Origin of the sequence: Comamonas koreensis (assembly GCF_021026195.1) — a bacterium.
Lineage (GTDB): Bacteria > Pseudomonadota > Gammaproteobacteria > Burkholderiales > Burkholderiaceae_C > Comamonas > Comamonas koreensis.
The window spans coordinates 202,688-226,488 of the sequence record NZ_JAJNCT010000010.1 but is presented as its reverse complement, the minus strand read 5'-3'; the positions used below and the strand labels follow the sequence as shown (position 1 = coordinate 226,488).

Annotated in this window: 19 protein-coding genes; 7 read left to right on the top strand and 12 right to left on the bottom strand. The window is 62.7% G+C overall.

The features are described 5' to 3' along the window. Positions 1-17 precede the first annotated feature (17 nt). The 4 genes from kynU to rtcR form a co-directional block, all read right to left on the bottom strand. Positions 18-1,334: a kynureninase gene (gene kynU, locus LPW39_RS11490; protein WP_230774779.1), complete on the bottom strand. Its 1,317-nt coding sequence runs from the start codon at positions 1,332-1,334 to the stop codon at positions 18-20. A 73-nt stretch (positions 1,335-1,407) separates the two neighbouring features. Continuing rightward, on the bottom strand, positions 1,408-2,085 hold the full coding sequence (kynB, locus tag LPW39_RS11485; protein ID WP_230774777.1) for an arylformamidase: 678 nt from the start codon (positions 2,083-2,085) through the stop codon (positions 1,408-1,410). Positions 2,086-2,099: 14 nt separating this feature from the next. Next, positions 2,100-3,467 carry an amino acid permease gene (locus LPW39_RS11480; RefSeq protein WP_230774768.1) on the bottom strand — a complete coding sequence of 456 codons (1,368 nt, stop codon included), beginning with the start codon at positions 3,465-3,467 and terminating at the stop codon, positions 2,100-2,102. A gap of 1,251 nt (positions 3,468-4,718) precedes the next feature. After that, on the bottom strand, positions 4,719-6,335 hold the full coding sequence (rtcR, locus tag LPW39_RS11475) for an RNA repair transcriptional activator RtcR (RefSeq protein ID WP_230774766.1): 1,617 nt from the start codon (positions 6,333-6,335) through the stop codon (positions 4,719-4,721). A 297-nt stretch (positions 6,336-6,632) separates the two neighbouring features. On the opposite strand from rtcR, the gene LPW39_RS11470 reads away from it, so the two are divergent. The 3 genes from LPW39_RS11470 to rtcA all read left to right on the top strand — a co-directional run bounded on the left by LPW39_RS11470 (position 6,633) and on the right by rtcA (position 9,902). Continuing rightward, entirely contained in the window at positions 6,633-7,850 is a 1,218-nt protein-coding gene (locus tag LPW39_RS11470) for an RtcB family protein (protein ID WP_230774756.1), read from the top strand. A gap of 97 nt (positions 7,851-7,947) precedes the next feature. Further along, a complete protein-coding gene (locus LPW39_RS11465) occupies positions 7,948-8,787 on the top strand; it encodes a hypothetical protein (protein WP_230774754.1) in 840 nt (279 codons plus the stop codon). Positions 8,788-8,825: 38 nt separating this feature from the next. After that, positions 8,826-9,902: an RNA 3'-terminal phosphate cyclase gene (rtcA, locus tag LPW39_RS11460; protein WP_230774752.1), complete on the top strand. Its 1,077-nt coding sequence runs from the start codon at positions 8,826-8,828 to the stop codon at positions 9,900-9,902. A 29-nt stretch (positions 9,903-9,931) separates the two neighbouring features. Here the strand turns inward: rtcA and LPW39_RS11455 are convergent, their stop codons facing one another. From LPW39_RS11455 to LPW39_RS11430, 6 genes are all read right to left on the bottom strand, one after another. Next, positions 9,932-10,252, bottom strand: a complete 321-nt coding sequence (locus tag LPW39_RS11455) for a YkgJ family cysteine cluster protein (protein ID WP_230774750.1) — start codon at positions 10,250-10,252, stop codon at positions 9,932-9,934. Positions 10,253-10,369: 117 nt separating this feature from the next. Next, positions 10,370-11,383, bottom strand: coding sequence for a glycine betaine/L-proline ABC transporter substrate-binding protein ProX (gene proX, locus LPW39_RS11450; protein WP_230774748.1), 1,014 nt, complete (start codon positions 11,381-11,383; stop codon positions 10,370-10,372). A gap of 233 nt (positions 11,384-11,616) precedes the next feature. Beyond that, the gene (gene proX, locus LPW39_RS11445; protein WP_230775469.1) at positions 11,617-12,624 is read right to left on the bottom strand and encodes a glycine betaine/L-proline ABC transporter substrate-binding protein ProX; all 1,008 of its coding nucleotides are present in this window, start codon (positions 12,622-12,624) and stop codon (positions 11,617-11,619) included. Between the two features lie 162 nt (positions 12,625-12,786). Continuing rightward, the gene (gene proW / locus LPW39_RS11440) at positions 12,787-14,061 is read right to left on the bottom strand and encodes a glycine betaine/L-proline ABC transporter permease ProW (protein WP_230774746.1); all 1,275 of its coding nucleotides are present in this window, start codon (positions 14,059-14,061) and stop codon (positions 12,787-12,789) included. Then, positions 14,058-15,362 (bottom strand): glycine betaine/L-proline ABC transporter ATP-binding protein ProV, encoded by a 1,305-nt coding sequence (gene proV / locus LPW39_RS11435; RefSeq protein WP_230774744.1) that lies wholly within the window; start codon positions 15,360-15,362, stop codon positions 14,058-14,060. The genes proW and proV overlap by 4 nt, the downstream gene beginning before the upstream one ends. 846 nt (positions 15,363-16,208) lie before the next feature. Continuing rightward, on the bottom strand, positions 16,209-16,811 hold the full coding sequence (locus tag LPW39_RS11430) for a TIGR00645 family protein (RefSeq protein WP_133857855.1): 603 nt from the start codon (positions 16,809-16,811) through the stop codon (positions 16,209-16,211). Between the two features lie 339 nt (positions 16,812-17,150). Here LPW39_RS11430 and acs point away from each other — a divergent pair, with 339 nt between their 5' ends. Together acs and LPW39_RS11420 are read left to right on the top strand one after the other, a co-directional pair. Next, positions 17,151-19,151, top strand: coding sequence for an acetate--CoA ligase (gene acs / locus LPW39_RS11425; RefSeq protein WP_230774742.1), 2,001 nt, complete (start codon positions 17,151-17,153; stop codon positions 19,149-19,151). 141 nt (positions 19,152-19,292) lie between these two features. Then, positions 19,293-19,775 carry a LapA family protein gene (locus LPW39_RS11420; RefSeq protein WP_230774740.1) on the top strand — a complete coding sequence of 161 codons (483 nt, stop codon included), beginning with the start codon at positions 19,293-19,295 and terminating at the stop codon, positions 19,773-19,775. Between the two features lie 91 nt (positions 19,776-19,866). On the opposite strand, the gene LPW39_RS11415 is transcribed toward LPW39_RS11420, so the two are convergent. Then, a complete protein-coding gene (locus tag LPW39_RS11415) occupies positions 19,867-20,172 on the bottom strand; it encodes a c-type cytochrome (protein ID WP_021027702.1) in 306 nt (101 codons plus the stop codon). 156 nt (positions 20,173-20,328) lie between these two features. Between LPW39_RS11415 and LPW39_RS11410 the strand changes: the two genes are divergently transcribed. Beyond that, a complete protein-coding gene (locus LPW39_RS11410; RefSeq protein WP_230774738.1) occupies positions 20,329-20,571 on the top strand; it encodes a TIGR04438 family Trp-rich protein in 243 nt (80 codons plus the stop codon). 238 nt (positions 20,572-20,809) lie between these two features. After that, on the top strand, positions 20,810-22,675 hold the full coding sequence (gene ilvD / locus LPW39_RS11405; RefSeq protein WP_230774736.1) for a dihydroxy-acid dehydratase: 1,866 nt from the start codon (positions 20,810-20,812) through the stop codon (positions 22,673-22,675). A 100-nt stretch (positions 22,676-22,775) separates the two neighbouring features. Here the strand turns inward: ilvD and LPW39_RS11400 are convergent, their stop codons facing one another. After that, a complete protein-coding gene (locus LPW39_RS11400; protein WP_230774734.1) occupies positions 22,776-23,783 on the bottom strand; it encodes a zinc-dependent alcohol dehydrogenase family protein in 1,008 nt (335 codons plus the stop codon). Positions 23,784-23,801 lie beyond the last annotated feature (18 nt).

Below are 23,801 nucleotides of genomic sequence, written 5' to 3'. Positions count from 1 at the left end.
CTGGACGGGCTGTGCAATCAGGTCACCGCGTTGATGCGGTTGAACTCGGGCTTTTGCCATTCGCCCGATTCCAGCACTTGGCGCAGGTGCTCGACCGCGTTCCACACGTCTTCAAAACGGGTGTAGAGAGGGGTGAAGCCAAAACGCAGAATGTCCTTGTGCGGGCCCTTGCCGCCATCGCCCTTGCGGAAGTCGCCGATGACGCCACGGGCGATCAGCGCTTGCACGATGGCATAGGCGCCGCTGCCCTGGCCGTCCACGCCCGCACCGTCGTCGCGGGTCAGGCAGACCTGGGAGCCGCGCGCAAAGATATCGCGTGGCGTGGCCAGGCCCAGGCCGTAGCCGGCGCAGCGGGTCTCCACCAGCTCGATGAACAGGTCGGTCAGCGCGATGGACTTGCGGCGCAGCGCCGTCATGCCACCGTACTTCTCGGCTTCGCTGAAGATGTCCAGGCCGCACTGCAGGGCCGACAGCGCAATCATCGGCTGGGTGCCGCACATGTAGCGGCGGATGCCGGGCGCAGGCTGGTAGTCGCTGTTGAAAGCAAATTGCTCGGCATGGCCAAACCAGCCCGACAGCGGCTGCCAGAACTTGTCGGTATGGCGCGCATGCACCCAGACAAAGGCCGGGGCGCCAGGGCCGCCGTTGAGGTACTTGTAGCTGCAGCCCACGGCGTAGTCGGCGTTGGCGGCATTCAGGTCCACCGGCACGGCGCCGGCGGCATGGGCCAGGTCCCAGACGGTCAGCACGCCCTGCGCATGCGCGTCGCGCGTGACCTGGGTCATGTCGTGCATGTGGCCGGTGCGGTAGTTCACGTGGCTGAGCAGCAGCACGGCCACATCGGTGGTCAGGCAGGCGGGCAGCTCCTCGGGCTCGATCAGCACCAGCTCCAGGTTGTGCTGCTTGCACAGCGATTCGGCGATGTACAGATCAGTGGGGAAGTTGCTGCGCTCGCTGATGACCTTGGTGCGCGGTGCCGGGTCGGAGAACTCTTGCTGCGACAGGCGGATGGCTGCGCTCAGCACCTTGTAGAGGTTGACCGAGGTGGTGTCGGTGAACACGACCTCGCCAGGCTTGGCGCCGATCCAGGGCGCAAACTGGTCGCCCAGGCGCTGGGGCAGGTCGATCCAGCCGGCATCGTTCCAGCTGCGGATGAGGCCCTGGCCCCATTCACGCTGCACCACATCGGCAACGCGTGCCGCGGTGGCCTTGGGCAGCGGGCCCAGCGAGTTGCCGTCCAGGTAGATCACGCCTTCGGGCAGGTCGAACAGGTGGCGCAGCGGTGCCAGCGGCTCATGCTGGTCAACGTCGCGGCAGGCTTCCAAGGTGGTCATGGCTAGGTCTCTTTGTCAATGGTGGCGGGCAGGCGCTGGTGGGCCAGGCGCCTGCCGCAAGGGAGGAGGGGGTTCAGGCCGTGGCCTGATTGTAGGTGCCGGGCAGCGCGCGCAGCACGGCGCGCACCGGCGATGCATCGGCCTGCACGAGCTTGAGCGGCAGCGCGATCAGCTCGTAGTCGCCTTCGGGCACGGCGTCCAGCACCAGGTTCTCCAGCACGCGCATGTCGTGGCGGCGAATGGTCTGGTGGCTGGGCAGGGCCTTGCTGTCGGCCGGGTCGATGCTGGCGGTGTCAATGCCGATCAGGCGCACGCCCAGCGCGGCCAGGCGCTCGACGGTCTCGGCCGCATAACCGGTCAGGCCGGCATCCCATTGGGTTTGCGGCATCTGCTGGTAGGTGCGCACCAGCACGCGCTCGGGCAGGTCGTCGCTTATCGCGTGTTCGATGTGCTGCCATTCGATCAGCGGGCCGCAGCCGATCGCATGGACCACGCGGCAGCGGCCCAGGTAGGGCGCCAGATCCACCTGGCCGATGGTGGCGCCATCGGGCGCATAGTGCAGCGGCGCATCGGCATGGGCGCCGGCATGCGGGGTGCTGGTGATGCTGGCCACATTGACCGGGCAACCCGGCCCGATGCTGGCCACCCATTGCTGCTGGAAGGGCGTGTCGCCAGGGAACACCGGCATGCCCACATAGACGGGCGGCGAGATGTCCCAAAGGCTTGGCGCAGAGTGAGGCGTGTTTGGCATAGCTATGCAATGTATCAGCGCTTGCGGTACCAGATCAGGTAGACGGCGGTCATCACCAGCAGCATGGGCACGCCGATCAGGGTGGTCATGTGGAACACGTCGGTGAAATAGGTGGTGATGATGACGGCCAGCATCAGCACGGCGCCCAGCAGGGTCAGCACCGGAAAGCCCCACATGCGGAACTGCAGACGCTCGCCCGGATGCTCGCGCTGCCAGCGGCGGCGGAAGAAGAGGTGGGTGACAAACACCATGAACCAGGCAAACATGGCGCCGAACATCGAGATCGACATCATCAAGGTGAGCGACTCCTCGGGCTTGAGCACGTTGAGCACCATGGCCACAGCCATGCCCAGGCAAGAGATGGCAATCGCGCCCATCGGCACGCCCCGGCTGTTGACCTTGCCCAGCGCTGCCGGCGCATAGCCGCCGCGCGAGAGGCTGAACATCATGCGTGAGGTGACATAGAGCTGCGCATTCATCGCCGAGAGGCTGGCGACCAGCACCACAAAATTGAGCACGCTGGCCGCGCCGGGGATGCCGACGATCTCCATCACCTTGACGAAGGGGCTCTTGTCGGTGCTGGCATGGCTCCAGGGCACGATGGCCAGCATCAAGGCCAGCGACAGCAGGTAGAACAGCACCAGGCGCAGCACCGTGGTCTTGAACGCCGAGGTGACCGCCTGGCGCGGGTTCTGCGCCTCACCGGCGGCAATCGCGATCGACTCCAGGCTGAGGTAGCTGAAGATGGCGATGATCACCCCCACCCAGGTGCCCCACCAGCCATTGGGGAAAAAGCCCCGGTCTGCGGTGTAGTTGGAGAACCCCACGCCTTCGGGCCGCGAGCCGAACACCACATAGGCGCCGATCAGGATAAAGGCGACGATGGCCACGACCTTGACCATGGAGAACACATACTCCATCTGCCCAAAGGCCTTAACGCTGGTGGCATTGACGGCGGCCAGAATGACCGAGAACAGCGCCACCCAGACCCACTGCTCCACCTCGGGGAACCAGTACTTCATGTACTTGCCAACGGCGGTAACTTCCATCCCCACCGCCAGCACCACGGCCGCCCAGTAGGCATAACGCACCACAAAGCCGGCGAGGGGGCTGAGGTAGTGCTCGGCATAGGCGCCAAACGAGCCGCTGGTCGGATGCGCGACGGTCATCTCGGCCAGGCAGCCCATCAGCAGCAGGCCGATGAGTGCGCCGATGGCGTAGCTGATGAGCACGCTGGGCCCGGCGAAGCCGATGGCAAATGCGCTGCCCATGAAGAGGCCGGTGCCGATGGCGCCGCCGATGGCGATCATCGTCATTTGGGCTGCAGTGAGTTGCTGCAGCAGCCCGCGTTCGCGGCGGGCAATCGATTCAAAAGGGGACACGGGTTTTTTGCCTGTTATGCCTGGGGTGGCGCTGGGGTGGCTTTGGTTGCTGCCTCTGCGCGCTGGAAGGTGGGGATTTTAGGATTTGTGGGAAATCCATGTTGTTTGTTTTTCTTGTTTTGCTTTTATCTTCTTGTTTGCTTGCTTGTTCGCTTGGCTAGCAGCTGCTGGCCGGGTCTCGCCCCGGCGGGCGAGGTACTTTTCTTGCGCGGCCCCGGATCGCCGGCCGAAGAAAAGTACCCAAAAGAAGGCCGCCCCTGCTGCTTGCGACCCTTCGCGTTGCGAAGGGCAACCTGTGTCGTGGCGTTTGCGGGGTGTGCCGCGAAACTCTCTATGCGCCAAAGGCGCTCCGTTCGGACAGGCGCGGCAAGCTAGTTGACGAAGCGCTGGCACTCTTCGGTGCCAACGCCACCCCGCAAACGCCACGCCCCAGGCGCATGCAAAAGGGGGGATTCGGAATAGCTTCTTTGGGTGGTGGAGGATGCTGGCCTTTGCTTCTTGCTGGTTGGCTGGCCGTTGTGCTTGTTAATTAGTTCTGTTTACTACTGCGTAGGGCAGCTGGCCGGGTCTCGCCCCGGCGGGCGAGGTACTTTTCTTGCGCGGCCAAGAAAAGTACCCAAAAGAAGGCCGCCCCTGCTGCCTGCGACCCTTCGCTTTGCGAAGGGCAACCTGTGTCGTGGCGTTTGCGGGGTGTGCCGCGAAACTCTCTACGCGCCAAGGCGCTCCGTTCGGACAGACGCGGCAAGCTAGTTGACGAAGCGCTGGCACTCTTCGGTGCCAACGCCACCCCGCAAACGCCACGCCCCAGGCGCATGCAAAAGGGGGTGTTCAAAAATACCAACAGCCAACAGCCAACAGCCTTCAGGCCATCGCTGCGCTCGGCCAGTTTTGGGGCCGAGCGTAGCGATGGCCTGCGTCTGCGAATCTCCCCTTCTGAATGCGCCGAGGAGCACAGGGTATGGGCTGGGCAGTTGCACCGAAGAGTGCAACTGCATCGTGAGCTGACTCACCGCGTCTGTTTGAACGGAGCGCCTCTGGCGCGTAGTGAGTTTCGCGGTGCAGCCCATGCCCGAGCACCACAGGTTGCCCGCAGCGAAGCGAAGGGACGCAGTCAGCAGGGCGACCTTCTTTTGGGTACTTTTCTTGGTCGCCAAGAAAAGTACCTCGCCCGCCGGGCGAAATCCGGCCAGCAGCATGCAATGAACGGCAGAAGTTAAAAACGAACCAAGGCCTAAACAGAGAGAATCAAGCTCAACGAGCAGAACAAACCAAATCCCAACTCAACCCAAACTTCTGCAAATACTTGCGCAACCGATCCGCATCATTCACCACCGCCCGCTGCGCCCGCGAAGCCTGAAACAACTGCCTCCCTGCTTCCGACAAACTACTGGCCGACCGACACACCCGCACCACCGACGCCAACTGCATCCGGTCAAACAAATCCATCGCCTCAATGGCATCACCAGGCAACAAGGCCTCCAACGCCACATCTGCAGAAACGTCAGAAGAAGCAGCCACAGCATCCGGCCGCTGCCACAGCCACTGCAGCCGACCAATCTCCGCCTCCACCTGGTCCTCGGTGATACGACCACTGGTCGACAAGGTGGCCAGCCGCGTCACGCTCGCGTGCAGATCGCGGAAATTGCCGCTCCACAGGGCTTGTGGGCTCTGGGCGAACTGCAGGTAGCGTTTGCGCGCCTCGGCGTTGAAGCGCTCGGTGCGGTGGGTTTGCTGGGCGTGTTGCACCAGCAGGTGGTCGATGTTGGGCTCGATGTCTTCGCTGCGCTGGGCCAGGCCGGGCAGGTTGTAGGTCCAGAGGTTGATGCGGGCGAACAGGTCTTCGCGGAAGCGGCCGGCGCTGACCTCTAGTCGCAGGTCGCGGTTGGTGCCTGCTATCAGCTGGAAGTCGCTGCTCACCTCCTTGTCCGAGCCCATCGGGTAGAAGCGCTTTTCCTCGATCGCCATCAGCAGCATGGCCTGCTCGTCAGCGCCCAGCTCACCGATTTCGTCGAGAAAGAGCAGGCCCTGGTCGGCGGTGCGCAACAGGCCGGCGCGCTCGGTGGCGGCGCCGGTGAAGGCCCCTTTCTTGTGGCCGAACAAGGTGCTGGCGGCGCTGTCGCCGCGCAAGGTGGCGCAGTTGACCTCGACAAAGGCGCCGCTGATCTGGTGGCGGGCCTTTTTCAGCTCGTACATGCGGCGCGCCAGAAAGGACTTGCCCGCGCCCGTCGGGCCCACCAGCAGCATGGGGGCCTGGGAGCGGCCTGCCACCTGTTCGATCTCGGCAATCAGCTGATTGAAGCGCGGGTTGCGGGTGGGGATATGGCTTTTGAGAAAGGCCACTGCATCCTGCTGGGCCTGGGCATGGCGGGTGGCAAGTGCGTCGTAGCGCGACAGGTCCAGGTCGATCAGCGCATAGTTGCCGGCCGCGCCATCGATCTGCCGCTTGGGCGGCGAAGCCTGCAGGATCACGCCGGGTATCGCACGCGATTCCGCCAGCAGGAACAGGCAGATCTGCGCCACATGGGTGCCCGTGGTGATGTTGAGCCAGTACTGGGCCTGGTCGCTGTCGAAGGGGTAGCTGCTGGTCCAGTCGTAGAGCGCGCCGTAGACCTCTTCAAAGTCCCAGGGGTCGCGGATCGGCAACTCCACCAGGTTCACTTCGGTCTCGGGGCTGACCGTGGCGATGTCCTTTTGCACCAGCCGGGCCAGGTCCACATGCGAGCGCGTGTAGAGCAGCTCCATGCGGGCCACCACCATGTCTTCATGCTGGGTGATGGCGACCGAGGGCCGCCATTTGCTCCAGCGGCCCGCGCCGCGCCCGCTGTCGAGCTGCGTGCCGAGAAAGCCGATGACGGTGATGGGTTTCATAGGATCGGTTGGAATGAATTAGCTTTAATTCTAATATATCTAGCTATGTAGCTATTTTTCTAAAAATAGTTTTTGTAGGTTGAGAGCGCATATCTTAAAAATTACCATTTAATTCAATGGTTTGATGAAAAATTTCAGCAATGGAGTAGAGTTGGCACGCTTCTGGCAAATAAGATGGCAAGCGCCACGTGGCGTGAGTCGGGGAAAGCAGGGCGAGGATCCTGCTTTCCCACCGGACGGGGCCAGGACGCAACTGCGCAAGCCCACACAGACACAGAAGAAAGAACAGGGAACAACATGACCTACGAACAACGACAAGTACCCAATGGCGTGCCGATCAAGATGTGGACCAATGGCGTGCCGGTCGAGGCCGAAGCGCAGAACCAGCTGGCCAATATTTCGCGCCTGCCGGTGGTGTTCAAGCACGTGGCGGTGATGCCTGATGTGCACTTGGGGATCGGTGCCACCATCGGCTCGGTGGTGCCTACGCTCAAGGCCATCATCCCGGCAGCGGTGGGGGTGGACCTGGGTTGCGGAATGATGGCCTGCAAGACCACGTTGACGGCCAGCGATCTGCCCGACAACTTGGCGCCGATCCGCGCTGCGATCGAGCGGGCTGTGCCGGTGGGTATGACGCCCAAGCGTTATGGCCGCGACAAGGGAAGCTGGGAGACGCCGCCTGAGGAAACCGATGCCGCCTGGACAGGGCTGGTGAAGGAGTTCGAGGAGATCTGCGAAGCGCACCCGCGCATCAAGAACACCAACAACTACAAGCACCTGGGAACCCTGGGAACCGGTAACCACTTCATCGAAGTCTGCCTGGACGAAAACCAAGCGGTGTGGATCATGCTGCACTCGGGCTCGCGCGGGGTGGGGAACGCCATTGGCACCCACTTCATCGAGCTGGCCAAGAAGGATGCCGAGCTGCACCAACGCAACCTGCCCGATAAGGACCTGGCCTATTTTGAAGAAGGCGCCGCCTACTTTGGGGACTATGTCAAAGCGGTGGGTTGGGCGCAGAAGTTTGCGCGTGCCAACCGCGAGGTGATGATGGTCCGCGTGATCCATGCGCTGAAAAAGGTGATCACCAAACCGTTCGAGACGCACCTGGAGGCGGTGAACTGCCACCACAACTATGTGCAACGCGAGACGCACTTTGGCCAGGAGGTGTTTGTGACCCGCAAGGGCGCGGTGAGCGCTCGCCAGGGTGAGCTGGGCATCATCCCGGGAAGCATGGGGGCCAAGAGCTTTATCGTGCGCGGTAAAGGCAACCCCGAGAGCTTCAACAGCTGCAGCCACGGTGCCGGTCGCACGATGAGCCGGACCAAGGCCAAGAAGCTGTTCACCGTCGAGGACCAGAAGCGCGCCACCGAAGGCGTGGAATGCCGAAAGGACGCCGAGGTGATCGATGAGATCCCCATGGCCTACAAGGACATCGACGCGGTGATGGCGGCGCAGAGCGACCTGGTGGAGGTGGTGTACACGCTCAAGCAGGTGGTGTGTGTGAAGGGGTGAAGGGCCTTGCGCCTTTTCCTTCTACGCAGACTGCATGAATAAGCAGGTGAAGCGTACGCCGTTCGATGGCCCATGAGGCAATGCCAACTGGGTCCATATGATCAAGAGAGAGAAGAAAATGGCAAAAAGAGAGAACTATTTGCCGACGGCCAGCGACTTTCCCGCCGGAGCGCCGTTATCGGTGATGGAGGCAGTGCGGGATTTGTATGAGGCCTGCGCTACGCGTCGTGTGGTCTGGCCCTTAAATGCCTGCATGAGCTGCTGCATGGATGAGCATCTGGCACGCGAAATGTGCGACTGGAGTTTGCGTCTGCTTACTCAGACACATATTTATGAATACCAGGATGCAGCCCATGAGGCCCAGCAAGATGCCGATGAGTATCTGCATTTTTTGCCTCGCGTGGCAGAACTTATCTCGCATGGTGATGCAGAGTTGGTCCGCCATTCAACCGAGATCGCGCTGGATCGTCTGGGTGGGTTTGACCATGCGCTGCTCACTGCTGATGAGCGAGCAGCTATTGCGCGTTGGTCCCTGTCACTGTGGCGTTGGTGGCTGGATGCCGGAGATGAGCGAGAGCGTCTTCCGATATTGAATGAAAGTGCTGATGCTTTACTGGTGATGTTTGGCTTGGCAGGCTTGGAACTGGAGCCTTATCTCAGAGCCTGGGAAGTCTCTTCTACGCCTTGGGCCGCAGCACAGTTTGGTGTTCTATACGCTGAGTTGAATCGCTTAGGTAAAGCGCTGAACGCCTTTGCTGATGATAAGCCCGTGTTAGAGGTGACCATCCGTGCATGGGTGCATCAATCTGATATCTATTTGCACTTTGCTTCGATCTGGGAGCAGATGAGCGATAGAGAAGTGATGAAGGCGCTTGGCGATAGTCCTTACATGCAAGCTTCGGTGGTGGAGGCGTTGGGGCAAAGGGCTCGGCAGTAGCTGCTGGGGGTGAGCAGAATAAGAAGAGAAAGTTGAATATGACAGTACAAAAAATGAGGGACTGCACGAACTCTGCGGCCGTCGAGATCGACGGCTCGCAAGGCGAGGGCGGTGGCCAGATTCTGCGCACGGCGCTGGCGCTGTCGGTCATCACGCAAAGGCCACTGGCGATGCACAGCATCCGGGCCAAGCGGAAGAAGCCCGGTCTGATGCGCCAGCACCTGGCCTGTGTGCAGGCAGCTCAGACCATCAGTGATGCACAGCTGTCGCCCATCGGCGCGGGTGTGACGGAGCTGCAGTTTGCGCCTGTGGCGCTCAAGTCCGGGGACTACCGCTTCCCGATCTCGGGCGCGGGCAGCGCGATGCTGGTGCTGCAGACGGTGCTGCCGGCGCTGCTGATGGCCGATGCCGCCAGCACGGTGCAACTGTCGGGCGGCACGCACAACCCGCTGGCGCCCAACTTCCACTTCATCGATCGCGCCTATGCGCCCTTGGTGGCACGCATGGGGGCGGGGCTGGATATGCGGCTGCGCCGCTATGGCTTTTATCCGGCGGGCGGTGGCGAGGCGCTGGCCTGCATCAGCCCGGCAGCGCAAGGGCTGCAGCCTTTTGACCTGCTGGCGCGCGGCATGCTGCAGGATGTGTCGGTAGAAGCGGTTTGCGCGGCCGTGCCGCGTGGCGTGGCTATGCGCGAATTTGACGAGCTGGCGCGGCTGACCGGCTGGGACCGGCGCGCGATGGCGCTGCTGCCAGTGAGCCAGGAGGAAGGCCCGGGCAACCTGCTGCAGGCCACCTTGCGCTATGACCATGTCACCGAGCTGTTCTGGGGCCTGGGCGCGCATGGGGTGTCGTCCGAAGCGGTGGCGCGTAAGCTCTGCCAGGACCTGCGCGATTACCAGAAGAAGCCCGATGCCGCTGTCTGCGCTTACCTGGCCGACCAGCTGTTGCTGCTGCAGGCGCTGGCAGTGTGGCAAAGCGGCCAGCCCGCAGCCTTCAGCTGCAGCGAGGCGACCGAACACCTGCGCAGCAATATGGCGGTGATTGCGCAGTTCTTGCCGCTGCGCATGTCGATCGAAACGGCCAGTGCGCCGGTGGTGCGCATCGCGCCGCTGTAGCGCCGTGCATGGGGGCGTTGGAGGGCGGGCTAGTACAGCCCGCCCTCCAGCGCCTGCATGCCATGGCGTACGCGCGCCTTGTTGCAGGCCTCGCTGCCTGCTGCAAACTCCCGGCAGGGGGAGGGGCGCCATTCATAAATGCCGCAGGCGGCTTGTTGGCCAATGCTGCCGGTCAAGGCCGCGCAGCGCGGGCGGGCATAGTCGGTGCCGCGCATGCGGCAGGTGGAGTCATTGACCTCTTCGGCCAGGCCCGAGGGCACGCGGCCGCCGTTGCTGTCGCATTCATGGACTGAAAAATCAACGCGAAAGCTGGCGCAGCAGGCGCCGCAACTGAGGCAGGGGTGGGTCATCGGACGTGGGGGCTGGGCGTTGTTTGGCCGGTATTGTAGTTTTGCGCCGCAGAAAGCCACAAAAAAGCCCGCTGGGTCGGCGGGCTCGGGGTGGTTGCGGTGCAGCAGGTGCCAGGCTTACTTGGCAGCCAGCGCTTGCTTGATCCAGCCGTCAAACTTGGCCTGGTGGTTCTTGATCCAGGCGTCGGCATGGCGTTGGATGTCGGCGGTCTTGTTTTCGCCATTGCGCATCAGCAGGTTCTGCGCGGTGATGTCCTCGATGGGCACCTGCATCAGCGCAAACAGCTTGGCGGCGGCCGGGTTGGCGTCCGTCCATTTCTTGTTTGCGAGGATGTACTGGTTGTTCACCTTGAAGCCATAGTTCTTGCCATTGGGCAGGCGGGTGTCTTCATCGCCCTTGGCATTGGGAACATTGGGCACCTGCAGCCAGACGACATCCTGGCCGGGCTTGAGCACGCCGTTGACCCAGTAGGGGGTCCAGACATAGTAGAGCACCGGCTTGCCGGATTGGTAGCGCGCGATGGTGTCTGCAATCAGCGCGGCATAGTTGCCCTGGCGGTGGGTCACCGTGCCTTCCAGGCCCAGGCCCTTGAGGTGCTTGTTGATCGCCAGCTCGCAGCCCCAGCCGGGGTTGCAACCGGTCAGATCGGCCTTGCCGTCGCCATCGGTGTCAAACAGCTTGGCGATCTTGGGATCCTTGAGCTGCATGATGTCGGTGATCTTGTACTTCTCGGCCGTTTTCTTGTCGATCAGGTAGCCCTGGGCGGCATTGGTCGAGAACATGCCTTCGCGGTAGAAGACCTTGGCGCCGCCATTGCGCTCATAAAACTCCTGGTGCAGCGGAATCCAGTGGTTGGCCATGAAGGTGGCATCGCCCTGGCCGACGACAACGTGCTCGGTGCCGTTCTCCAGGCCCTTGGGGTCCTTGACGGTGTAGCCGAGCTTTTCCAGCGCACGCGACACGATCAGGGTCTGGAACAGCTCTTCATCGACGGTGCCCAGCAGGGGCAGCACATCCTTGCCCTTGCCGGGCAGGTCTTGCGCCTGGGCGACGGGTCCCCAGGCCATCAGCGAGATGGCGGCGGCGCAGGCCAGGTGGATGGGGCGATTGAGGCGGTTTTTATAGGTCATGGTCTTCTCCTTGGATTGAAACGCGATGCGCAAGGCGCGCACCGAGAGGGAACATGGGCAGCCCTGGGGGCAAGACGGCGCCAGGCCCGGCCGGCGGTGCCGGGTGGTGGGTGTGCAGCTTGCGGAGGGCTGGGTGGCGGGCAGCGCTGGCGCTGCACCGGTGGACATGGCGACATGCCCCGAGGGGAGGCACCTGCCCGGCCAGAAGCTGCCGGGCGTTCGGTGCTGCAGACTTACTGGGTCTTGGCGGCGTCCAGCGCCGTCTTGACCCAGCCGTCAAACTCGGCCTGGTGGGCCTTGATCCAGCCGTCGGCATGGCGCTCGATATCGGCAGGCTTGTTCTGGCCTTCCTTCATCGCCAGGTTCTGGGCGTTGATGTCGGAGACCGGCAGCTTCATGATCGCAAACAGCTTGGCGGCCGCAGGATTGGCTTCGGCAAATTGCTTGTTGGCAACGATCTTCTGGGTGTTGAGCGGGAAGCCGTAGTTCTTGCCGTTGGGCAGCGCGGTCTTCAGATCAGCCTGGTTGCCGGGCAGTGCGGTAAACGGCACTTGCAGCCAGACGACATCGCGGCCGGGGCGCAGCTCGGCGCTGACCCAGTAGGGCGTCCAGGTGTAGTACAGGATGGGCTTGCCGGACTTGTAGCGGGCGATGGTGTCGGCCATCAGCGCGGCATAGGTGCCTTGCACATGGGTGACGGTATCGCGCAGCTGGTAGGCGGTCAGCTGGTGCTCGATCGCGCCTTCACAGCCCCAGCCGGGGGTGCAGCCGGTCAGATCGGCCTTGCCGTCGCCGTCGGTGTCAAACAGCTTGGCAATCTTCGGGTCCTTGAGCTGCTCGATATTGGTGATCTTGTGCTCGTCAGCCGTCTTCTTGTCGATCAGATAGCCTTGCACGGCACTGGTCGAATACTCGCCTTCGCGGTAGAGCTTGTCGGCGCCGCCGGCGTTCTTGTAGAAGTCGGCCTGCAGCGGATCCCAGTGGTCGGCCATGTAGGTGGCGTCGCCGTTGCCGATGGCCACGTGGGCGGTGGCGTATTCCACCTCGCGGATGGGCAGCACCTCATAGCCCAGCTTTTCCATGGCCTTGTTGACCAGCAGCGTCTGGAAGGTTTCTTCGGCGATCGAGCTTTGCAGTGGCTGGACCTTGATGCCCTTGCCGGGCAGATCCTGGGCCATCGCATGGCCGGCGGCAGCGAGGCCAGCGGCCAGCAGGCTGGTGGCCAGCAGGCTTTTGACCATGCGGGTCGGGGCTGCGAAGGCCTGCCAGGAATGGGGGGTGAATGTCATGGATGCTCCTTGTTATGGGTTCGGCGCTGGCGCAGTGCGCGCCGCCGATCAATGTGCAAATGGGGCCAAGCGGGCGGGCAGCGCAGCCGGCGGTGGCAGCTGCCCTGGCTGGGCCTAGGCGGCAGGCACGGCGTCCTGGCCGGGCTGCGTCTGCGACTGCTTTTGGGCCGCTGGCTGAGGCAGGGGCTTGGGTGCAGGGCTGGCTTCTGGCTTGTGCAGGGCGCGGGCGATGATGCCGGCAGGGCCGGTTTGCCACCAGTGGCGCACGCCACGGCGGGGTTGGCCCATCGCCTGGGTGATGCGGTCCAGCAGAATGGCCAGCAGCACAATGCCCAGGCCGCCGACGGTGGCCAGGCCCATGTCCAGGCGGCCGATACCGCGCAGCACCATCTGGCCCAGGCCGCCCACAGCGATCATCGAGGCGATCACCACCATCGACAGCGACAGCATCAGAGACTGGTTGATACCGGCCATGATCGAGGGCATGGACAGCGGCAGCTGCACCTTCCACAGCAATTGCAGCGGCGAGGCGCCATAGGCGCGGCTGGCTTCGATCAGGTCAGGGCGTACCTGGCGGATACCCAGGTTGGTCAGGCGCACCAGCGGTGGCAGCGCAAACACAATGGTCACGACCACGCCAGGCACATTGCCAATACCGAACAGCATCACCACCGGCACCAAGTAGACGAAGGCCGGGGTGGTCTGCATGGCATCGAGCACCGGGCGGAAGAACTTCTGCGCACGGTCACTGCTGGCCAGAAAAATGCCCAGCGGCAGGCCGATGATGATGCAGAAGGCCAGCGAGGTCAGCACCAGCGACAGGGTGACCATGGCCTCATGCCAGATACCCAGCATGCCGATGATCAGCAGCGACACCACGGCCCCAATGGCCAGGGCACCGCCGGCGAATTGCCAGGCGATCAGCGCCAGAATGGCCACCATCGCGAGCATGGGGATGGCGGTCAGGAAATGCTCCACACCCGTGAGCGTGCCGTCAATCGGCGCGCGCACGGTCTGGAAGAAGGGGCGGAAATTGGCGACGACCCAGGTCAGGCCGCTGTTGATCCAGTCCTGCACCGGCAGGCTGCCGTCCCAGAGCTGGCTCAGGTGGAAACCGCTGTCGTGGGCGGCTTGCGCATGCTGCGCTGCAGCCTGGGCGGCATCGGCAGTCTGGCCTACGGCGTCGGGGCCGCCGAGCCAGTCAGTGTTGCCGGAGACATTGCCAACGGCCTGCCAGGGGTCATCGCTGACGGCTGCGGGTGCCGGCGCGCTGGTGGCCTCTGTGCCGGTCCAGGCGGTGGCCGCGCTCGAACTGGTCGATGCGGTATCGGCCCAAGGGTCGGCAGCGGCAGTGTTCTGGGCGATGGTCATCGTGTTGTCGGTACTCATGCGGCACTCCTGTTGTCGTTGTTGTCGGTATTGGCGGCTTCAGCGGCAGCGGCCTCGGTGGCCGCCTGCATGGCGATCACGGCGGGGTCGGTGGGCGGCACAGGGGGCGTGTCGCGGTCCAGGAAGCGCAGCAGGGTGTTCTTGCTGATCGCGCCGACGAAGCGGCCATCGGCACGCAGCACCGGCAGCGGGCAGGGGGCCTGCGCAACCTGGCCAAACAGATCAGCCACCAGCGCGTCTTCGGCAATGGGTTCGACCTTGTCCAGGTAGGCATGCTGCAGACCCAGCGGGCCGACATGGCCCTTCAGCGCATTGCGCAAGGATTCGGTCGAGACCGTGCCCAGGTACTGCTTGCGGGGCGAGACCACATAGGCAAAATCCCGGTCCTCGTCCTGCAGCAGTTGCATTGCGGCGCGGGCGCCGCGCTGGTCGCTTTCCTTGACGATGGTGATGCCACGGCGGGCGATATCGGCAGCTTTGAACACTGCTGCCGCATCCACGCCCTGGATAAAGGCGCGCACATACTCGTTGGCGGGGTTGCGCAGAATGTCATCGGGCGTGCCGACCTGCTGGACCATGCCGTCCTTCATGATGGCGATGCGGTCGCCAATGCGCATGGCCTCGTCCAGATCGTGCGAGATGAAGACAATGGTGCGGCGCTTGATCTCTTGCAGGCGCATCAGCTCGGACTGCATTTCGGTACGGATGATGGGATCGAGCGCCGAGAAGGCCTCGTCCATCAGCAGGATCGAAGGATCGGATGCCAGCGCGCGGGCCAGGCCCACACGCTGCTGCATACCGCCGGACAGCTCATCGGGGTAGCTCGCGCCCCAGCCGGCCAGGCCCACCTGCTCCAGCGCCTGCTCAGCCGCAGCCAGGCGTTCTTCACGCTTGACGCCGGCCAGATCCAGGCCAAAGGCGGTGTTCTCGACCACAGTGAGGTGGGGCATCAGCGCAAAGGACTGGAACACCATCGAGATGTCCTTGCGGCGCAGCGCGCGCAGCTTGCTGTCCGACAGCTGGTTGATGTCCTGGCCATCGACGACGATGGCGCCGCTGGTGGGCTCGATCAGGCGATTGAGCATGCGCACCAGGGTGGATTTGCCCGAGCCCGATAGGCCCATGACGACAAAGATTTCACCGGCTTCAATGGTGAAGTTGGCGTCAAACACGCCGATGGAGTTGCCGGTCTTCTCCATCACTTCTTGCTTGGTGGCGCCTTTGCGCACCAGTTCCAGTGCGGCTTTGGGGGAATCTCCGAACACCTTGAAGACGTTCTCGATACGGATTTGTTTGGCCATGCGTGGCTCCTCCCTAAGTTGTAGTGGCTACAACGCTGAAAACGCCCACAAAGGGGCGTCGTCCAGCACGGGACCGTCAATCTCTCAACCCTGATGCCGATAGCTGCGCCTGGCAGTCAAAGCGACCGCCATGGCAAGCCCTCGTGGGCAGGACACACAATGTGACCAACAATTTCTGCCTGTACCGGGCATGCATGCCAGGAGCGACGGGCTCCAGGGTCGAGCCAGGTACAGGGTCTCTCGTGCGCATTGAAACCCGATCGTTTCAATCACGCGAGCGCGGCGGACACTGTAAAAAGGCCACCACGCCGGGGCATCAGGGCCGGGAATATTCCGGCCTGTTGACGGACTTCGGCGTGGCGCCAAAGACCCGACGGAGACGATCCGCACCTGTCAGAAAGGCACGGATTACCTGCGTTGCAGGTTGTAAAACATTCCTTAAGTATACGTATTGGAAATATAGAAGTCAAAAAAAGCGGGTTTCATCCGGGCGAATTGGGCCTTGCCAAGCGCCTATTTGCAGCATCTGATTTCTGTGATGCTCCGTTTTTAATAGCAACAAAAAACCAAATATGGTCGGATCAAGCGGTTGGGGTTTCAACGATGCAAAACACATTTAGTTTCAATTTTATGCGAGATCTGTCTGTGAAAGACCCTGATTCTGGCAATTGCGTGCCGATCACGTTGCTTGTGCTGTGAATGCTGTCTTTTAAGGGTAAATGGCTACCGATATCCGAAGCCATGGGGCTGCTGTGTAGGAATATTTCGCCAATCCTGATCGCCCCAATGCCCATGAAAAAGCCCCACCGGGGCGGGGCTGGAGGGCTGCGCGCAGCGGCTGCTGGATCAATGGCTATCCTTGTGGCCAGGGCCTGCGGGGTGCAGGATGCGGTCGGTCCAGGCAATGGCCAGGGCCGACAGCAGGAACACTACATGGATGATGGTCTGCCACATCAGCACCTTCTCGCTGTAATTGGGCGCATTGATAAATGTTTTGAGCAGGTGAATGGAACTGATGCCGATGATGGACAGGCCCAGCTTGACCTTAAGCACCGAGGCATTCACATGGCCCAGCCATTCGGGCTGGTCGGGGTGGCGGTTGAGGTGCATGCGGCTGACAAAGGTCTCGTAGCCGCCGACGATCACCATGATCAGCAGGTTGGAGATCATCACCACATCGATGAGGCCGAGCACCACCAGCATGATGATGGTCTCGTTGAGGGCTGTGATCTGGACATCGGGCGAATAGCCCACCGAGGTGACGAGGATGCGCAGCGCGGTGTCGCTGCCAAAGGCAGCTTCAACCAGGTGCAGCAGCTCGACCAGGAAATGCCAGACATACACCAGCTGGGCAACGATCAGCCCCAGGTAGAGCGGCAGTTGCAGCCAGCGGCTGGCAAAAATCAGCGCCGGCAAGGGGCGCAAAGGAGCATTTTGAGGCAGAGACATGATGGAGGAGGAAGTGGAGAAGACGCTGCCGGGCTGCGGTGCGTTGGAATGCGTTGTTCGATCTCCCATGGGTGATGCGGATACCAGCCGGTCTACCTGCGTGCTGGCTCACCGATGGCAGACATGCAGCCAAAAGAGCGACGCGGATTGTAGCCAGCCACCTGCGTCTTGCGTATGGCGATTGCCAAAATTCGTCACCTCGATGTGGCGGTTGAATTTGGCTATGAATCCGTGGCCGACTGAAGGCAGGTGCGGATGCTGCTGTCAGACGCATGTAAGTGCGCCGGTCCACAGTAGCAGCGATTTTCATACCTACAATGTTTGCAAAGGAGACAACCCATGACAGCCCCAGCCCAAGGAACGATTGAATCCGTTCTGGTCGAAAACCGCGTTTTTCCCCCACCCGCCAGCCTGTCTGCCACGGCCCGCGTCGGCAGCATGGAGGCCTACCAGGCGCTGTGCGCCGAGGCCGAGTCCGACTTTGAAGGCTTCTGGGCCAAGCGCGCCCGCGAGCATGTGCAGTGGACCAAGCCTTTCACCGAAGTGCTGGACCAGAGCCAGCCACCGTTCTTCAAGTGGTTCCAGGATGGCGAGCTGAACGTCAGCGCCAACTGCCTGGACAAGCACATCGGCACGCCGGTGGAGAACAAGACGGCCATCATCTTTGAAGCCGACGATGGCCAGGTCAGCAAGATCACGTACCGCGAGCTGCTGGACAAGGTCAGCGCCTTTGCCAATGCGTTCAAGGCCCAGGGCGTGCAAAAGGGCGACCGGGTACTGATTTATATGCCAATGACCGTGGAAGGCATTGTGGCGATGCAGGCCTGCGCGCGCATTGGTGCGACCCATTCGGTGGTCTTTGGCGGCTTCTCGGCCAAGGCGGTCAATGAGCGCGTCATCGATGCCGGTGCGGTGCTGATCATCACCGCCAACTACCAGATGCGCGGCGGCAAGGAGCTGCCGCTGAAGGCGATTGTGGACGATGCGCTGGCCATGGGCGGCTGCGATACCGTCAAGAAAGTGCTGGTGTTTGAACGCACGGCGACAGCCTGGAACAAGGTCGAAGGCCGGGATGTGAGCTTTGGCGAGGCACTGGCCGGCCAGAGCAAGGAATGCGCGCCGGTGCCGGTGAATGCCGAACACCCGCTGTTCATTCTGTACACCAGCGGCTCCACCGGCAAACCCAAGGGCGTGCAGCATGCCAGCGGCGGCTATGTGCTCTGGGCCAAGATGACGATGGAATGGACCTTCGACCTGCAGCCCAGCGATGTGTTCTGGTGCACGGCCGATATCGGCTGGATCACCGGCCACACCTATATTGCCTATGGCCCGCTGGCCGCAGGCGCGACCCAGGTGGTCTTCGAAGGCGTGCCCACCTTCCCCAATGCCGGCCGCTTCTGGCAGATGATCGAGCGCCATGGCGTCTCCATCTTCTACACCGCGCCCACAGCTATCCGCTCGCTGATCAAGGCGGCCGACTCGGACGACAAGGTGCACCCGCGCAACTGGAACCTGGGCAGCTTGCGCATTCTGGGTTCGGTGGGCGAGCCCATCAACCCCGAAGCCTGGATGTGGTACTACCGGAACATCGGCGGCGAGCGTTGCCCGATTGTCGATACCTTCTGGCAAACGGAGAACGGCGGCCATGTGATCACGCCGCTGCCTGGCGCCACGCCGCTGGTGCCTGGCTCCTGCACCCTGCCGCTGCCCGGCATCATGGCCCAAATCGTGGATGAGACCGGCAAGGAACTGCCCAACGGCACCGGCGGTATTCTCGTGATCAGCAAGCCCTGGCCGTCGATGATCCGCACGATCTGGAACGACCCCGAGCGCTTCAAGAAGGCCTATTTCCCCGAGGAAATGGGCGGCAGCATCTACCTGGCGGGCGATGGCGCGGTGCGCGATGCCAAGACCGGCTACTTCCGCATCACTGGCCGCATTGACGATGTGCTCAACGTCTCGGGCCACCGCATGGGCACGATGGAGATCGAATCCGCACTGGTCGCCAAGACCGACCTGGTGGCCGAGGCCGCCGTGGTGGGCCGGCCTGACGACATGACCGGCGAGGCGATCTGCGCCTTTGTCGTGCTCAAGCGCTCGCGCCCCACTGGCGACGAAGCCAAGCAGATTGCCAAGGAGCTGCGCGACTGGGTGGCCAAGGAAATCGGCCCCATTGCCAAGCCCAAGGACATCCGTTTTGGCGACAACCTGCCCAAGACGCGCTCGGGCAAGATCATGCGCCGCCTGCTGCGCTCGATTGCCAAGGGAGAGGCGATCACGCAGGACACATCCACGCTGGAAAACCCGGCGATTCTGGATCAGCTGTCCGATACGCACTGATCGGCAAATGTCAACAAAGGGCGCGCTGGCGCATGCCAGCACGCCAAGTTGTTGTTAAAGCTGAAAAACCGGTGAGAAAGTGCCAGCATTGGCTGACAAGCCATGGCGCATGGACCGTGCTATGGTCTATGCGTTCTATCCATGCCATCAAATTCCACTATGCGCAGCATTCTTCTTCTCATCATCGCCGTGCTCATCGGCGGTCTGGCAGCCCTCAACTGGGAGGTGCTGTCTACCCCGTCGGAAGTCAACCTGGGCCTGACCACCATACATGCACCGCTGGGCGTGCTGATGCTGGCGCTCACCATCTTGCTTTGCGTGATCTTTATCGCCTATGTGCTTTCCTTGCAAGGCTCGGTCATGCTGGAGGCACGGCGCCATAACAAGGAGATGACGGCCCAGCGCGAGCTGGCCGACAAGGCAGAGGCATCGCGCTTTACCGAGCTGCGCCAGGTGCTGGAGAGCCAGCATGCCGCAGGCCAATCTGCTTTGCTGGCCCGCCTGGCAGAGCTGGAAGCCCACCTGGTCGCCCGCGCCCAGGAGTCGGACAACAGCAATGCCGCCTATATGGGCCAGATTGAAGACCGCATGCGCCAGGTCGAACCGCCGCGCAATACCTTCTAAACCGCTGCAGCACGCCGCAAAAAAGCCACCTTGCAAGGTGGCTTTTTGTTGGCATGGGCCTGTGGGGCCCGACCTGCATGCGATGGTTGGCTTACTTGAGGGTCAGTACCCAGTCGGCCAGCTTCTTGGCATCGGCTTCGCTGACCTGGGTGTTGGCGGGCATGGGCACAGGACCCCAGACGCCTGCACTGCCCTTGATGATCTTCTGGGCCAGCATGTTGGATGCACCGGGCTGGCCTGCAAACTTGGCGCCAATGTCTTTGAATGCGGGGCCCACCACTTTCTTGTCGACCGAATGGCAAGCCATGCAGTTCTTGGATTGGGCCAATGCCTGATCAGCCCACGCAGGTGCGCTGGCCGACAAGGCCAGTGCCGTGGCAATCAGAATACGGTTCATCGTGTCTTCTCCTTAGCGCATGAGGTACATTAATTCTAATGGCTCGCTGCAAGCGCAGATTCTTTGGACTGCGCGGCGGCCAGGATGTTCCGCAACCGAGAACACTTTACGAGCCCGATACCCAAGTGGCCAAGCGACCGAGAAGAGGGAGAGACCATGTATTTTCTGATCCTGGGGATCATTCTGCTGTTGTTGAAGTACCTGGAAATCGGCCCGGTCGCGGCCTGGTCCTGGGTGAGCGTGCTGGCGCCCTTTGGTCTGGCGGCACTGTGGTGGGCCTGGGCTGACTGGTCGGGCTACACCAAACGCAAGGCAATGGAAAAGGAAGTGCTGAAAAAGGAGCGCCGCCTGCAAAAGTCCAGGGATGCGCTGGGCCAATCGGCCCGCAGGCGCCGCTAACGCCGCCGCACAGCAACCGCCTGGGGCGGTTTTTTTCCGTCCACCCGCTGCCCCTACCGCCTTTACTGGCTGGAACCCGAGTGTCTCCGTCATTTGCCCAGCTGCGCCATAATCAGCGCTCACATCGGCGTGCACTCAAGAGGTTCTCGCCAACTTGCCCGCTGGCCCTGGCGTATATCCAGGCCCGCACTATGCAAGACAGGCCGCATTCTTATTGTTTACTGATTCGTACACCACGATGCCCGCATACCGTTCCAAAACCTCAACCGCCGGTCGCAACATGGCTGGTGCCCGCTCCTTGTGGCGCGCCACCGGCATGAAAGACGACGATTTCTCCAAGCCCATCATTGCGGTGGTGAACTCCTTTACCCAGTTCGTTCCAGGCCATGTGCACCTCAAGGACCTGGGCCAGCTCGTCGCCTGCGAGATCGAGGCTGCAGGCGGTGTTGCCAAGGAGTTCAACACCATTGCGGTCGACGACGGCATTGCGATGGGCCACGATGGCATGCTGTATTCGCTGCCCAGCCGGGAAGTGATTGCCGATTCGGTCGAATACATGGTCAACGCGCACTGCGCCGATGCCATGGTCTGCATTTCCAACTGCGACAAGATCACCCCCGGCATGCTGATGGCCGCGATGCGCCTCAATATCCCTGTGGTGTTTGTCTCGGGCGGCCCGATGGAAGCGGGCAAGGTGCGACTGGCCGTGCCTGCTGCCGATGGCAGCAAGACCATCCAGATCAAGAAGCTCGACCTGGTCGATGCGATGGTGATGGCCGCTGACAGCAATGTCAGCGATGCCGATGTGGCCGAAGTCGAGCGCTCGGCTTGCCCGACCTGCGGCTCCTGCTCGGGCATGTTCACCGCCAACTCGATGAACTGCCTGGCCGAGGCGCTGGGCCTGGCCCTGCCAGGCAATGGCACCGTGGTGGCTACCCACTCGGACCGCGAGCAGCTGTTCAAACGCGCAGGCCGCCTGATCGTGGAGCTGGCCAAGCGCTACTACGAGCAGGACGAAGCCACCCTGCTGCCACGCGCCGTGGGCCTCAAGGCCTTCGAGAACGCGATGACCCTGGACATCGCGATGGGCGGATCGACCAACACCATCCTGCACTTGCTGGCGATTGCGCAAGAGGCGGACATCGATTTCACGATGACCGACATCGACCGCATGTCGCGCACCGTGCCCCAGCTGTGCAAGGTGGCCCCCAATACCAACAAGTACCATATCGAAGATGTGCACCGCGCCGGCGGCATCATGGCCATCCTCGGTGAGCTGGACCGCGCCGGCAAGCTGCACACCGATGTGCCCACCGTGCATGCCAAGACCATGAAGGACGCGCTGGACCAGTGGGATATCGTGCGCACGCAGGATGAGGCCGTGCGCACCTTCTACATGGCAGGCCCTGCCGGCATCCCCACCCAGGTGGCCTTCAGCCAAAGCACACGCTGGCCCAGCCTGGACCTGGACCGCGCCGAAGGCTGCATCCGCTCCTACGACCATGCCTTCTCCAAGGAAGGTGGCCTGGCGGTGCTGCGCGGCAACATCGCGCTGGACGGCTGCGTGGTCAAGACCGCTGGTGTTGACGACTCGATCCTGGTGTTCGAAGGCTCGGCCCATGTGGTGGAGTCGCAGGACGAGGCCGTGGAAAACATCCTGAGCGACAAGGTCAAGGCCGGTGATGTCGTGATCGTGCGTTACGAAGGCCCCAAGGGCGGCCCCGGCATGCAGGAAATGCTCTACCCGACCAGCTACATCAAGTCCAAGGGCCTGGGCAAGTCCTGCGCGCTGCTGACCGATGGCCGCTTCTCGGGCGGTACCTCGGGCCTGTCCATCGGCCACTGCTCGCCAGAGGCGGCCGCTGGCGGCGCGATTGGCCTGGTGCAGAACGGCGACCGCATCCTGATTGACATCCCTAACCGCACCATCAATGCGCTGGTCAGCGACGAGGAATTTGCCAAGCGCCGCGAAGCACAAAATGCGCTGGGCTGGAAGCCTGCCAAGCCCCGTCCGCGCAAGGTGTCCACCGCGCTGAAGGCCTATGCCAAGCTGGTGACCTCGGCCGACAAGGGTGCGGTGCGCGATATCTCGCTGCTGGACTGACCGTCTCTCGCCCAATGCACAACCGCCCCAGGCGCAAGCCCGGGGCGGTTTTTTCATCGCGGTAGCGCAGACGGCAGAGCGCTTGCCCTGCCGTGGCCACTTACCAGCTCAGGCAGATCTTGCCAAAGTGCTGCGCGCTGATCTGGTGCGCAAAGGCATCGGCGATTTTCTCCAGCGGGTAGCTGCTGTCGATCACCGGGCGCAGTGGCAGCTGGTCGAGCGCGCGCACCAGGTCTTGCTGCTGCTCGCGGCTGCCAACGATCAGGCCTTTGAGCGTTTGCTGTTTGCGCATCAGCTCCACCGTCGGTACATCGCCGGCAAAGCCGGTCAGCACACCGATCAGGGCGATATGGCCCCCGGGCGCACAGGCGCGGATGGACTGCGGCAAGGTGCCTGGGCCGCCGACTTCCACGACGATGTCGGCACCACGGCTGCCGGTGGCTTGCAGCACCGCGTCGCCCCATTCGGGCTGGTCGCGGTAGTTGATGACCGTGTCGGCACCCAGGGCGCGCAGGCGCTCGGCCTTGGCAGCGCTGGACGTGGTCGCAATCACCTTGGCGCCCATCGCATGGGCCAGTTGCAACGCAAAGATGGAGACGCCGCCGGTGCCCAGCACCAGCACGGTTTGCCCCGCTTCGATGCGGCCATCGACGACCAGGGCGCGCCAGGCGGTCAGGCCCGCCGTGGTCAGGGTAGCGGCTTCTTCATGCGTATAGCCCTTGGGTGCATGGGTAAAAGCCGTGGCCGCCATCGTGACCTGCTCGCGCGCAAAGCCATCGATGCCATCGCCAGGCACCGTGGCAAAGGTGGAGGGCACTTGCTTGCCCGATAGCCACAGCGGGAAAAAGCAGGAAACGACGGCGTCACCCACGGCGAACTCGGTCACGCCTTCCCCCACGGCTGTCACCACACCGGCGCCATCGGCCATCGGGACGCGGCCATCGGCCGTGGCCGAGCGGCCGGCAGCAATGGCCAGGTCGTGGTAGTTGAGCGAGCTGGCGTGCAGGCGCACCTGGATCTCTCCAGCGCCTGGTGCTGCGGGCGCTGGCAAGTCCACCAGTTGCAGGCGGTCCAGGCCACCGGGAGCGGCAAGTTGAATGGCTTTCATGGCGTGTGTCTTTCCTTG

Bases quoted from the DNA above. Each gene is read 5' to 3' on its own strand.
- kynU (WP_230774779.1), bottom strand. From the start codon at position 1,334: ATGACCACCTTGGAAGCCTGCCGCGACGTTGACCAGCATGAGCCGCTG.
- kynB (WP_230774777.1), bottom strand. From the start codon at position 2,085: ATGCCAAACACGCCTCACTCTGCGCCAAGCCTTTGGGACATCTCGCCG.
- rtcR (WP_230774766.1), bottom strand. From the start codon at position 6,335: ATGAAACCCATCACCGTCATCGGCTTTCTCGGCACGCAGCTCGACAGC.
- LPW39_RS11470 (WP_230774756.1), top strand. From the start codon at position 6,633: ATGACCTACGAACAACGACAAGTACCCAATGGCGTGCCGATCAAGATG.
- LPW39_RS11465 (WP_230774754.1), top strand. From the start codon at position 7,948: ATGATCAAGAGAGAGAAGAAAATGGCAAAAAGAGAGAACTATTTGCCG.
- rtcA (WP_230774752.1), top strand. From the start codon at position 8,826: ATGACAGTACAAAAAATGAGGGACTGCACGAACTCTGCGGCCGTCGAG.
- LPW39_RS11455 (WP_230774750.1), bottom strand. From the start codon at position 10,252: ATGACCCACCCCTGCCTCAGTTGCGGCGCCTGCTGCGCCAGCTTTCGC.
- proX (WP_230774748.1), bottom strand. From the start codon at position 11,383: ATGACCTATAAAAACCGCCTCAATCGCCCCATCCACCTGGCCTGCGCC.
- proX (WP_230775469.1), bottom strand. From the start codon at position 12,624: ATGGTCAAAAGCCTGCTGGCCACCAGCCTGCTGGCCGCTGGCCTCGCT.
- proW (WP_230774746.1), bottom strand. From the start codon at position 14,061: ATGAGTACCGACAACACGATGACCATCGCCCAGAACACTGCCGCTGCC.
- proV (WP_230774744.1), bottom strand. From the start codon at position 15,362: ATGGCCAAACAAATCCGTATCGAGAACGTCTTCAAGGTGTTCGGAGAT.
- LPW39_RS11430 (WP_133857855.1), bottom strand. From the start codon at position 16,811: ATGTCTCTGCCTCAAAATGCTCCTTTGCGCCCCTTGCCGGCGCTGATT.
- acs (WP_230774742.1), top strand. From the start codon at position 17,151: ATGACAGCCCCAGCCCAAGGAACGATTGAATCCGTTCTGGTCGAAAAC.
- LPW39_RS11420 (WP_230774740.1), top strand. From the start codon at position 19,293: ATGCCATCAAATTCCACTATGCGCAGCATTCTTCTTCTCATCATCGCC.
- LPW39_RS11415 (WP_021027702.1), bottom strand. From the start codon at position 20,172: ATGAACCGTATTCTGATTGCCACGGCACTGGCCTTGTCGGCCAGCGCA.
- LPW39_RS11410 (WP_230774738.1), top strand. From the start codon at position 20,329: ATGTATTTTCTGATCCTGGGGATCATTCTGCTGTTGTTGAAGTACCTG.
- ilvD (WP_230774736.1), top strand. From the start codon at position 20,810: ATGCCCGCATACCGTTCCAAAACCTCAACCGCCGGTCGCAACATGGCT.
- LPW39_RS11400 (WP_230774734.1), bottom strand. From the start codon at position 23,783: ATGAAAGCCATTCAACTTGCCGCTCCCGGTGGCCTGGACCGCCTGCAA.